Origin of the sequence: Pseudorhodobacter sp. MZDSW-24AT, assembly GCF_002794355.1 — a bacterium.
Lineage (GTDB): Bacteria > Pseudomonadota > Alphaproteobacteria > Rhodobacterales > Rhodobacteraceae > Pseudotabrizicola.
The window spans coordinates 24680-36333 of the sequence record NZ_PGOI01000003.1; the positions used below are offsets into that span (position 1 = coordinate 24680).

Sequence of the window (11654 nt, forward strand, 5' to 3'; positions counted from 1 at the left end):
CGGGTAGACGGGCATGGCAATGACAGAGCAGGGGGCGCCCACGGGGCGCCCCAACCGGCCGCGCGTCTTCTGGACCATGCGGCGCAGACAATTGTTGTGGGTCTGGGGCTTTCTGGCCGTGCCCGTGCTGTTCTACGGTGTGATCCGCTTCTATCCCACGGGTCATGCCTTCTGGCTCTCGCTGACGGACTGGGACTTGATGTCCGAGCCGTCTTTCATCGGGCTGGACAATTACACGCGGCTGTTTGCCGACCCGCAGTTCGGCCGCGTGTTCCGGAATACCTTTGCCTATCTGATCATGGGCACGCCCATCAGTCTGGTCCTGTCCTTTATCATCGCCTATGCGCTGGACCGGGTGCGCTTTGGCCACACGTTCCTGCGCGCGCTGTATTTCTTGCCGTTCATCACCACGGCCTCGGCGATGGCTTGGGTCTGGCGCTGGTTCTACCAGCCTGCACCGATCGGGGTGATCAATGATTTCCTTTCAGGCTTCGGCATTCCGCAGCTGGCCTTTCTGAACTCGACCACTTGGGCCTTGCCGTCGATCATGGTGACGGCGATCTGGGCGGGGCTTGGGTTTCAGATCATCATCTTCATGGCGGGGCTGCGCGCCATTCCCAACACCTATTACGAGGCCGCGCGGATCGATGGCTTGGGCGAATGGGCGATTCTGCGGCGCATCACGCTGCCGCTGCTGAAGCCCACCACGGTGTTTCTGGTGGTGTTTTCCTCCATCGGCTTCCTGCGGATCTTCGATCAGGTCTACAATATGACCACGAATGACCCCGGTGGTCCGTTGGGATCGACCAAACCCTTGGTTCTGATGATCTATCAGACCGCGTTTTCTTCCTATGAGATGGGCTATGCCGCAGCGCAGACGGTGGTGTTGTTCACCATTCTGCTGGTGGTGTCGCTGTTGCAACTCTGGATCTTGCGAGAGCGGACATGACCTCAGCCCCGGCCCCCACCCCCACCCTTGCGATGCCGCGCATCCATCCGGGACGCATCCTGATCTGGACCGTGCTGTTCATCGGCGGGGTCATCATGGTGACCCCCCTGATCTTCATGTTTTCCACCTCGTTGAAGACGGCGGGGCAGGTCTATGATCTGCGGATGATCCCGGCAGCGCCGACGCTGGACAATTACATCAAGGTGTTGTCGGACGGTCGCTTTCTGCGCTGGTTCTTCAACTCCACCTTCATTGCGGTGGCTGTCACGCTGTCGAACGTGTTTTTCGACAGTTTGGTGGGCTATACGCTGGCCAAGTTCCGCTTTCGCGGGCGTTACTTCGTGTTTCTTGCCATCCTGTCGACTTTGATGATCCCGACCGAGATGCTGGTGATCCCGTGGTATCTGATGTCGGCCGAGTTTGGTTGGCTGAACAGCTATTGGGGCATCATGTTTCCGGGCATGATGACGGCCTTCGGGACCTTCCTGATGAAGCAGTTCTTCGAAACGGTGCCCGATGATTTCATCGAGGCCGCGCGGATCGACGGGCTGAACGAATTCACCATCTGGTGGCGCATCGCGATGCCTTTGGTGACGCCGGCGCTGTCCGCCTTGGCCATCTTTACCTTCCTTGGCAACTGGACCGCGTTTTTCTGGCCGCTGATCGTGACCACGAGCCAAGAACTTTACACCCTTCCCATCGGGCTTTCGAGCTTTGCCGTCGAGCAGGCCATCCAATGGGAAATGATCATGACCGGCGCCTCGCTGGCCACGCTGCCCACCCTCTTGGTGTTCCTGCTGCTGCAACGCTACATCGTGCGCGGGGTCATGCTGGCGGGTCTGAAAGGATGACGATGACCGACCCGAGACATGCCGACACCTCGCGCTTTCCCGATCCGGTGTATAAGGACACGGTGCTGCGCCCGCTGTTTGATGGCGCCAAAACCCACCATGTGGATGGCTTTCGGCGGATTGACCGCGCGCATCTGGTGATGCTGGCCGAAACCGGCATCCTGCCCCGCGCTGTTGCGGGGCGGATTGCCCGGGCGCTGGTGGCGATTGATGCGGAAGTGGACCCGGCGGCGTTGACCTATACCGGAGAGGTGGAGGATTTCTTCTTCCTGATCGAGCGCGAGCTGAAAGCGCGGCTTGCGCCCGAGGATGCGGGGCGACTGCACACCGCGCGGTCGCGCAATGACATTGACCATACGCTGTTCAAACTTTCGCTGAAGACGCGGCTGGATGGCGCGCTGGAACAGGCGCGCGCCTTGCTGGCGGCACTGATCGGCACGGCAGAGCGCGAGAGGGCCACGCTGATCGTTGCCTATACCCATGGCCAGCCGGCGCAGCCCACCACGCTTGGCCACTACCTTGCCGCCGTGATCGAGGTTCTGATCCGCGACATCGAACGGCTGGAGGCAGCGCGCGGCGTGGTGGACCTGTCTTCGATGGGGGCGGCGGCGATCACCACCTCGGGCTTTCCGGTGGATCGGGCGCGAGTGGCAGAGCTTTTGGGGTTCGCAGCGCCGCAGCGCAATTCCTACAGCTGCATCGCGGCGGTGGATTACATCACGGCAAGCTATGGCGCGCTTGAACTGACCTTTTTGCACCTCGGGCGCTTCATTCAGGATCTGCAATTCTGGACGGCGTTCGAGGTGGGGCAGATTTACGTGCCCAATGCCTTGGTGCAGATTTCCTCGATCATGCCGCAAAAGCGCAATCCGGTGCCGATCGAGCATATGCGCCATCTGTCGAGCCAGACGGTCGGCCGGGCGCGGGTGATGCTTGAGATCGTTCACAACACGCCTTTCACCGACATGAACGACAGCGAAGGCGAAAGCCAAGAGGCCGGGTATCAGGCCTTTGAGAGCGGGGCGCGGGTGCTGCGCCTGCTGGCGGCCTTTGTTGCGCAGATGCAGGTGGATGGCGCACGCGTGGCGCAGAACATCCGCCGTTCCTGCATCACGATCACCGAGCTTGCCGATACGCTGGTCCGGCGGGAGGGGCTGTCATTCCGCGCCGCGCATGAGATTGCCGCCCATGTGGCCCGCGCGGTGGTGGCCGAGGGCAGCGATCTGCCTTCGGGGGGATATGCCCCGTTCCGCGCGGCGTTCAAAACGGCAACCGGGCAGGACAGCGGGTTGAGCGAGGCCGAGTTTCAGCACATCGTTTCACCCGAATATTTTGTGTCGGTCCGTGACCGCTTTGGAGGCCCGGCCCCGGCACCGCTGGGCGAAGCCCTTGGGCATTACCGTGCGCGTCTGGACGCCTTCACTGCCACCGCGGCCGCGCATGCGCAGGCCGAAGCGGCAGCGGCGGACATGCTCGCCCAATCCTTTCAATCTTTGGTGGAGGCTGCCTGATGGCAACCATTGCGCTGCGCAACCTCGTGAAATCCTACGGCAAGACCGATGTGATCCACGGCATCAACCTTGATATTGCAGATGGCGAATTCGTCGTTTTCGTCGGCCCTTCGGGATGCGGCAAGTCCACCACGTTGCGCATGATCGCGGGACTGGAGGAAATCTCGGGCGGCGAGATCCTGATCGGCAATGAGGTGGTGAACGAGTTGGACCCCAAGCGGCGCAACATCGCCATGGTGTTCCAGAATTATGCGATCTATCCGCATATGACGGTGCGGCAGAACATCGCCTTTGGGCTCTACACCTCGCCTCTCTCGCGCGAGGAGAAAGACGCGCGGGTGACCGAGGCGGCGACCATGCTTGGGCTGACGGCGCTGCTGGATCGGCGGCCCGCCGCGCTTTCGGGCGGGCAGCGGCAGCGGGTGGCCATCGGCCGTGCCATGGTGCGTGACCCGGCGGCCTTTTTGTTCGATGAACCACTGTCGAACCTCGATGCCCAGCTCCGCGCACAGATGCGAATAGAAATCAAGCGCTTGCACCAAAGGCTTGGCACCACCATCGTCTATGTGACCCATGATCAGGTGGAAGCGATGACGATGGCAGACCGGATCGTGGTGATGCGCGACGGTCATATCCTGCAATCGGGCACGCCAACCGAGATTTATGAGGCACCCGTCAACGTGTTCACCGCGCAGTTCATCGGCAGCCCGTCAATGAATCTGCTGCCGGCGGCCGAGGTCGGGGGGCGGATCGTTGCGCAAAGCGGCGGGCCGCTGCTGGTGGGGCTGCGGCCGCATGATCTGGTGGCGGGCGAAGGGGAGGGCGCGTTCAGCATCTCGGGCGAGGTGACGGCGGTGGAACCTTTGGGCCCCGAGACGCTGGTGCATTTCCAGACCGAGGGGCGCACCGTGATTGCGACGGCTCCGGCGCGGATGGTTCCGGCGATTGGCAGCACGATCCAAGCCTCTGCCGCTGCGGGCGCGCTGTATTTGTTCGATGCGAAAACTGAACAGGCCATGGGGCGGCGGTGACAACCAGCGATATTCTGAGCGCTGCGGTGCCGCTTTCGGTGGCGGCGCGCGGCCTGTTGGCCGATCTTCTGACCGATCCGACGGCGGCTTGCGCCGGGGCCGGGGCGACTGAGCTTGACCAAGGCGGCTGGATCGCCTCGGGCCGCTTGCGCGCGGAGGCCGCGCTGCTTCTGGGCTGCGATGTCGGCGGCACAAAAGTGCATTCGGTGCTGTGCGATCTGGACGGGCGCTGTCTGGCCGAGCGGATCGAGCCCACGGCCCCGGCAGGGGGTGCGGCGCTCGTGGCGCAGATGAGGCAGCACCGCGATCAGCTGATGGCAGAGGGCGGTGGCGCCCCCTTGGTGGCCGCAGGCATTGGCATTCCGGGGGCAGTGCATCCGACCACGGGGCATGTGAGCCGGATGCCAAACATCGCGGGCCTGCGCCAGACGGATCTGGCGGCGCATCTGACCACGGCGCTGGGGTTGCCTTGTGCGGTGGAAAATGACGTGAACCTTGCGGCCTTGGGTGAATACTGGCTGGGCCACCGGGCGGAGTCGATGGCCTTTGTGGCGCTTGGCACCGGAATCGGGCTGGGGCAGTTGGTGAATGGCCAAATCCTGCGCGGCGCGAGCGGGGCGGCGGGCGAGGTGGCGGTGCTGCCGATTGGCGCCGATCCTTTCGCGCCCGAGAGCTTTGAGACCGGGGCGCTTGAAAGCACCATCGGTGCGGCGCCTTTGGTTGCGGCCTATGTGGCGAAGGGGGGCAAGCCCGGCCTAAGCTTGCGCGAGCTCTTCAACGCGGAAGATCCGCATTTTGCGCCGGTCTTGGCGGCATTGGTGGAGCGGCTCGCCCTTACCGTGTTGTCCGTGGCGGCCATCACCGATCCGCAGCTTGTGGTCTTTGGTGGCAGCGTCGGGCGCCGCCCCGATCTGGTGGCGCGGGTGGTGGCGCGGCTTGCGCAGCAACCGTTCGCGATGCCGGAGTGCCGGGTCAGTCGTCTGGGCAACCGGGCAGGTGTCATGGGCGCCGTTTGGCTGGGCAGGCAGAAACTTGCCGCCGATCTGCGCCGCCGCTGAGCGGGTTTTGTCCCGGCGCGCGGGCCGTTGAAAAAAACTCTGCAACCGGGGAAGGGCTTGTGCGTTGTGAGGTGAAACGCGCAGGCCTGCGGGCCGCGCGATCCTTTGGAAGGAACTGGACGATGCAGAAGTTTGTGACCTCATTGGTGTTCGCAACAAGCCTTGCAGTGGCCATGCCGGCCACCGCGCAGACGGATTTTGGGGACATTGTGTCTGGCGTGGCGAAATCGCTCTTGGCGCAAGAAATGGATCAGGCCGCGTTCCGTGAGGCGCAGCAAGCCAATACGGCCAGCGCTTATCGGAATTATCTGACACGATTCCCCAATGGCAGCCAGCGCGCGGCGGCAGAGCGCGCCTTGGCGCGGCTTGGTGCGTCGGTGCCGGGCAACCCGCCCGTGCCGGTTGTGACACCTCCGGCGCCGAATGCGAGCGCGGCATCGGTGGAAGCTTCTTTGGGGCTTACCCGGACGCAGCGCACCACGCTTCAGCGTCAACTCTCGGCACTGGGCTATTCGGTGGGCGTGGCGGATGGGCTGTGGGGCACCAACACCCGCGCGGCGATCCGCCAGTGGCAAAGCGCAAACAAGGTGGCGGCCACGGGATATGTGACGGCATCGCAGGTGCGGCTCATCCAGCAGCAAGCGGGCACGCCGACCACCCCTGCGCCTTCAACGCCGGGCGCGAGCGAAGACCCGGTGGAGGAAAGCCTGCTTGCCCTGACGGCGGCCGAACGGCGTGAAGTGCAACGCATGCTCACGCGGCTTGGTTACAACACGGGTGGGGTCGACGGGGCTTTCGGCCGCAACACGCGCGCCGCCTTGGCGGCATGGCAGCGGGATGAGGGCGCGCGGGCCAGCGGTTATCTGACGGCCGATCAATTGCGCGAGCTGCGGCGCCAGACCGGGGCCTGACCGTTCTTGTCTTCGCACGAACAAAGGGGCAGGCCATTGGCGCTGCCCCTTTGTCATGTTGTCTTGGCTCTTGGGGACTATTGCAGGAAGGGCACCGGATCGGTGCTGTCGGCGCCGCGCCGCACCTCGAAATGCAAGAACGATGGCGTGCCCGCGCGCACGGTGGCGATGGTCTGTCCCCGCGTGATGCGATCCCCCTTTTTCACGCTGATACCGTCAACGCCGGCATAGACGGTCAACAGATTGTCGGCGTGGCGCACCACGATGATTGGGGTTTGCGCCGTGTCGGTGGTGATCGCGGCCACGGTGCCATCGGCCGCGGCCCGCACCGGCGTGCCCGCCGAGGCCGAGATGTCGATGCCATCGTTGCGGCCCTTGGCATAGGGCCGGATGATCGAACCCTGCACCGGCATCAGCATCTTGGAAGAAGTGGTGCGCTGTGCCCCCAGATCGGGCGAGGCCGGTGTTTCGCGCGGGGCGGTGGCGGCGGGTGTCGTGCGCTCGGCAGGCAATGGTTTGGCCGCCGACGGGGGCGTCGGCGTGGCAGAGCCTGCGCCGGGCGGGCTGACGGGTGCAGGCGCCGCTGCCGCCGTGGGAGGCGGGGCGGATGAGGCAACCGGAATGATCAGATACTGGCCTTCGCGCACATCCAGATTGGGGCCGAGCCCGTTCCATTCGCCCAAGGCCTTGGCCGAGATGTTGTAGCTGCGGGCAATCGAGAAGGCGGTTTCGCCGCGCCGCACCTGATGGCGCACCGGCTCGCCGCCGGTGCTGGGGCGGGTTGTGGCGGGTGGTGTCGGTGTGCCCACACGGTCCAGCGCGGTGGTGGCGATGGCAGAGACATCCACCGGGGCAGGGGCCGCGCCGGTGGTTGGAAAAATGCCGCCACCTTGCACGGGACCGGTGTCGGCGATGCGGCGCGGCAAGGCCAGCACCTCGCCTTCGCGCAGCGGGTCGGTCGGGATGATCGCGTTGTAGCGCGCCAGTTCTTCCGGTGCGATGCCAACGCGCATGGCCACCGAGGCCGCCGTGTCACCACGCCGCGCCACCGCGACCTGATACCCGGGATAAGAAATCACGCCGCGCGCATCCGGTGCGGGCCGACGCTCTGTTGCGTTCAACGCGGCATCGGACGTGTCAAGCACGCCCGGGCCATTTCGCAGATCCCAGTCGAGCCCATCGAAGGGGCTGCCGCCGCCACTCGGCATACAGGCCGAAAGCGTGACAAACGCGCTTCCCAGCCAGAAAAGTCGCAGACGGGGGGCCATCGGGGACGGGAGGGTGCGGGTCATGCTCTGCCTCTTTTGCTTGACGGACGGTGTGTCCCGCCCTTTGTTACACCACTTGCTCAGCCTTCGGCTGTGTCACTCGTTCTGCGCGTCCCGCGAGGATTACTCTGCCCCCAGCCCTTCGACCAGCGGCACAAAACGCACGGGGCGCAATTCTTCGTAATTATACCCGCTGCTGCCACGGGTGACCTTGATCAGACTTTGCACTGCGTCGGACTGGCCGACGGGCAGCACCATAATACCCCCAACCTTGAGCTGCGCCAAGAGGGGGCCGGGCGGGTCCTCGGCGGCTGCGGTCACGATGATGCGGTCGAACGGGGCCTGATCCGGCAAGCCATGGCTGCCATCGGCGGTAAAGGCGGTGATGTTCACCAGCCCCAATGCCTGAAAAACGCCCTGTGCCTCGCGCACCAGCCGCCGGTGCCGGTCCACCGTATAGATGCGGCGCCCGAGCTGCGCCAAGATGGCGGCCTGATAGCCCGAGCCTGTGCCGATCTCCAGAACCGTGTCGCGCGGTTGAACGTTCAGTGCTTGGGTCATCAAACCCACCACCGAAGGCTGGCTGATGGTCTGACCGCAGGCAATCGGCAGCGGCATGTCGTCATAGGCGCGGTCCGCGAAATGACCGCGCACGAACAGGCCACGGTCCACCCGTTCCATCGCGGTCAGCACGCGGGCGTCGGTGACGCCTCTTGATCGCAATCCAAACAAATAGCGCATCTTGCGTTCGGCGTCCGAGTCTTCCGGGCCGCCGGGTCCCATCATGCCAATTGCGCCGCCAGCGGCGCCAGAAGATCATGCGCCGTCAGATCGGCGCGCATCGGAGTGACTGAGATCCAGCCTTCGAGGTTGACCGCAGCATCCGTGCCCGGTTCGGTGGGCGTGTGCTGCGGCCCGCCCTTGATCCAGAGATAGCGCCGCCCCGTCGGCGAAATCTGCGGCTCGCAAGAGAAAGACGTGTCGCGGCGAAAGCCGATGGCGGCCACCTTGGTGCCCAGCACTTTGTCGGCGGCGAGGGGCGGGAAGTTCACGTTGTAGAAGACCCGGAAATCATCCTGCGTCCAGATTCCCTTGTCCAACAGCTGCCGCACCACGCCCGCGCCATGCACCACCGCCGCCTGAAACGGCGTGTCCAGCCCTTCGGTTCCGCGCCCCATGTATTGCGACAGCGCGATCGCCGGGATGCCTTGCAATGCGGCCTCCATCGCGCCGCCGATGGTGCCGGAATAAAGCGTGTTTTCCGCCGCGTTGTTGCCCCGGTTGACGCCCGACAGCACCAGATCGGGCTTTGCGCCGTCCAGCACGTCATAAATCGCGGCCAAGACGCAATCGGCCGGGCTGCCTTCGGCGGCAAAGCGGCGTTCGGCGAGCTGGGCAATCATCATCGGGTGCGAATAGCTGATGCAATGGCCCACGCCCGATTGCTCAAAAGCGGGGGCCACCGTCCAGACCTCGCCCTCCGGTCCCGCAATCTCTTGGGCAATGGCGGTCAGAACCTCCAGCCCCGGAGCGTTGATGCCGTCGTCGTTGGTGATCAGAATACGCATGAAAACTGTCCTTTGCTTCTGCTTAGACGACACCTGCACAGGCGGCAAGCCTAAGCCGAGGCATGGCTTGACACGCGACCGCCCGCGCTGTCCGGTGTTGCAAAAAGAAAGGCCTTTGCCATGGACCTGACACCAGACGTCCTGACTGCGCTTGTCGACCTGCGCCATGATCTGCACCGCCACCCCGAGGTGTCGGGGGCCGAGGCTGAGACGGCACGGCGCGTGCGGAGAGCGCTTGCCGCGCTCGCGCCCGATCAGATCGTCACCGGCTTGGGTGGCCATGGTTTGGCGGCTGTCTTCAACGGAGCGGCTTCGGGTCCAACCGTCATGCTCCGCGCCGAGCTCGACGCCTTGCCGATTCCCGAGGCGCCCGGCCCTGCGCATGTCTCGCAGGTGCCGGGGGTGGCGCATCTGTGTGGTCATGATGGCCATGCGGTCATATTGATCGGGGTGGCACATCTGCTCTCGCAGCGCAGGCCAGCCAAGGGGCGCGCGGTGCTGATGTTTCAGCCTGCCGAGGAAGACGGGTCCGGAGCGGCCGCCGTTCTGGCCGACCCGGCCTTTGCCGCCTTGCGTCCCGATTGGGCCTTTGCCCTGCACAATATGCCGGGCCTTCCCTTGGGGCAGGCGCGGGTGTCGGCGGGGCCTGCGAATTGCGCCTCGGTTGGCTTGCGGCTGCAACTCCAAGGGCGCACCGCCCATGCCGCCACGCCCGACACCGGCCTTTCGCCACAAGCCGCGCTGTTTGCCCTGATCCCCGCGCTGAGTGCCCTCGGGCCCGGTGGTGCGCTTGGCCCGGATTTCCGTTTGGTCACCGTGACCCATGCGCGTTTGGGCACACCCACCTTTGGCATCGCCCCCGGCGAGGCCGAGCTTTGGGTGACCTTGCGCAGTTTGGGAGATGCCCCGATGCGTGAGCTCAAGGCCCGCGCTTGCGCTTTGTCAGAGGAGATGGCCCTTCGCCACGGTCTGAGCCTGCGTCTCAGCTGGCATGACGATTTCGCGGCCTGTCACAACGACCCGCAGGCGGTCACGCAGATCGAGGCCGCGCTCGCGCAGGCCGGGGTGCCTTATACGCCGGCAGAGGGGCCGATGCGGGCCTCCGAAGATTTCGGCCGCTTTGCCCAGACCGGAGCGCGGTCGGCGATGTTTCTGCTGGGAGCCGGAGAAGAGAGCCCGGCTTTGCATGATCCGGCCTATGATTTTCCCGAGGCGCTGATCGCCCCCGGCGTGTCGGTTTTTGCGGCGCTTTTGCAAAAGCTGCTTGGCTGATGCGTGCTATGGCGCACAGAGTCCGCGCGGGGATCGGCAAAGACACATCGGTCCTTTGACCCTAAGTTCAGGGCAAAGGAGAATGCCATGAGCTGGAACCCTGTGCTTGACCCCTCCATCCCCATCGGTGACGCGGTGGATGCGATTGAAACCGTCATTGTGCCGCGCGCCCGGGATCTGGGCGGCTTCGAGGTGCGCCGCGCGCTGCCTTCGGCGCAGCGGCAGATGGTGGGCCCCTTCATCTTCTTCGATCAGATGGGTCCGGCCGAGTTCCTGACGGGCAAGGGCATTGATGTGCGTCCGCACCCGCATATCGGGCTGGGCACCGTCACCTATCTGATGAAAGGCCGCATTCATCACCGCGACAGTCTGGGCACCAATTCCTGGATCGAGCCGGGGGCGGTGAACTGGATGCTGGCGGGGCAGGGGATCACCCATTCCGAACGGCAGGACGGCGCCATCCGCGACCAGCCGCATGATCTGTTCGGCCTGCAAACTTGGCTCGCCTTGCCGCGCGCGATGGAGGATGACCCGGCGGCCTTTGTCCATGCCCCCAAGTCCGCCCTGCCGGAGCTGAAGGGAGAGGGAAAGCATCTGCGGCTGATTCTGGGCTCGGCCTATGGAGAGACCGCGCCGGTGCCGACCGGGATCGAGGTTTTCTACGCCGACGCCACCCTCAAAGCCGGTGCCGCGCTGCCGCTGCCCGACGACCACGAGGATCGCGGGGTGTATATTCTGTCCGGCGCGGTGACGGTGGGCGGGCAAGAGTTTGAGGCCGGCCGCATGCTGGTGTTCCGGCCCGGCGACCGGGTGTCGGTGCGGGCGGGGGATCAGGGCGCGCGGATCATGCTCTTGGGCGGGGCCACGATGGACGGGCCGCGCCACATTTGGTGGAACTTCGTCGCCTCCTCGCGCGAGCGGATCGATGCCGCGCGTGAGGCTTGGCGGGCGGGGGATTGGATGCACGGGCGCTTCCGGCTGCCTCCCGATGATGACAGCGAATTCATCCCGGCACCCGACCGCTGAGGGCTTTGGAAAATTCCTGCGATTTTCCGCGCGGGCCCGCTTGACGGCCCCCGCGCATGCCCCTAAAAGCCCCCCTACGGCGCCGGGGAAACCAGGGGCCGGACGGAATGTGCGGTTGTAGCTCAGTTGGTTAGAGTACCGGCCTGTCACGCCGGGGGTCGCGGGTTCGAGCCCCGTCAACCGCGCCATTCCTGCCTCAAAGGCCCCTG

Annotated in this window: 11 protein-coding genes and 1 tRNA gene; 9 read left to right on the forward strand and 3 right to left on the reverse strand. The window is 65.0% G+C overall.

The genetic code is table 11. The features are described 5' to 3' along the window. Positions 1–13: 13 nt before the first annotated feature. From CUR21_RS03525 to CUR21_RS03550, 6 genes are all read left to right on the forward strand, one after another. On the forward strand, positions 14–949 hold the full coding sequence (locus CUR21_RS03525) for a carbohydrate ABC transporter permease (RefSeq protein ID WP_100195653.1): 936 nt from the start codon (positions 14–16) through the stop codon (positions 947–949). After that, entirely contained in the window at positions 946–1800 is an 855-nt protein-coding gene (locus CUR21_RS03530) for a carbohydrate ABC transporter permease (protein ID WP_198431609.1), read from the forward strand. The genes CUR21_RS03525 and CUR21_RS03530 overlap by 4 nt, the downstream gene beginning before the upstream one ends. 2 nt (positions 1801–1802) lie before the next feature. Then, the gene (argH, locus tag CUR21_RS03535; protein ID WP_369802501.1) at positions 1803–3311 is read left to right on the forward strand and encodes an argininosuccinate lyase; all 1509 of its coding nucleotides are present in this window, start codon (positions 1803–1805) and stop codon (positions 3309–3311) included. Continuing rightward, positions 3311–4342: an ABC transporter ATP-binding protein gene (locus CUR21_RS03540; protein ID WP_100195656.1), complete on the forward strand. Its 1032-nt coding sequence runs from the start codon at positions 3311–3313 to the stop codon at positions 4340–4342. The genes argH and CUR21_RS03540 overlap by 1 nt, the downstream gene beginning before the upstream one ends. Next, positions 4339–5400, forward strand: a complete 1062-nt coding sequence (locus tag CUR21_RS03545) for an ROK family protein (protein WP_100195657.1) — start codon at positions 4339–4341, stop codon at positions 5398–5400. Before CUR21_RS03540 ends, CUR21_RS03545 begins: the two co-directional genes overlap by 4 nt. A 122-nt stretch (positions 5401–5522) precedes the next feature. Continuing rightward, positions 5523–6311 (forward strand): peptidoglycan-binding protein, encoded by a 789-nt coding sequence (locus CUR21_RS03550; RefSeq protein WP_100195658.1) that lies wholly within the window; start codon positions 5523–5525, stop codon positions 6309–6311. Between the two features lie 77 nt (positions 6312–6388). Here CUR21_RS03550 and CUR21_RS03555 read toward each other — a convergent pair whose 3' ends face one another. From CUR21_RS03555 to surE, 3 genes are all read right to left on the reverse strand, one after another. Next, on the reverse strand, positions 6389–7603 hold the full coding sequence (locus tag CUR21_RS03555) for a peptidoglycan DD-metalloendopeptidase family protein (RefSeq protein WP_369802502.1): 1215 nt from the start codon (positions 7601–7603) through the stop codon (positions 6389–6391). A gap of 99 nt (positions 7604–7702) precedes the next feature. Beyond that, positions 7703–8362 (reverse strand): protein-L-isoaspartate(D-aspartate) O-methyltransferase, encoded by a 660-nt coding sequence (locus tag CUR21_RS03560; protein ID WP_100195659.1) that lies wholly within the window; start codon positions 8360–8362, stop codon positions 7703–7705. After that, positions 8362–9147, reverse strand: a complete 786-nt coding sequence (surE, locus tag CUR21_RS03565; protein WP_100195660.1) for a 5'/3'-nucleotidase SurE — start codon at positions 9145–9147, stop codon at positions 8362–8364. The genes CUR21_RS03560 and surE overlap by 1 nt, the downstream gene beginning before the upstream one ends. Positions 9148–9267: 120 nt before the next feature. Between surE and CUR21_RS03570 the strand changes: the two genes are divergently transcribed. The 3 genes from CUR21_RS03570 to CUR21_RS03580 all read left to right on the forward strand — a co-directional run bounded on the left by CUR21_RS03570 (position 9268) and on the right by CUR21_RS03580 (position 11633). Beyond that, on the forward strand, positions 9268–10419 hold the full coding sequence (locus CUR21_RS03570) for an amidohydrolase (protein WP_100195661.1): 1152 nt from the start codon (positions 9268–9270) through the stop codon (positions 10417–10419). An 87-nt stretch (positions 10420–10506) separates the two neighbouring features. After that, positions 10507–11445 (forward strand): pirin family protein, encoded by a 939-nt coding sequence (locus CUR21_RS03575; protein WP_100195662.1) that lies wholly within the window; start codon positions 10507–10509, stop codon positions 11443–11445. Positions 11446–11556: 111 nt separating this feature from the next. Beyond that, a tRNA-Asp gene (locus CUR21_RS03580) sits at positions 11557–11633 on the forward strand. The last annotated feature ends 21 nt before the right edge of the window (positions 11634–11654 follow it).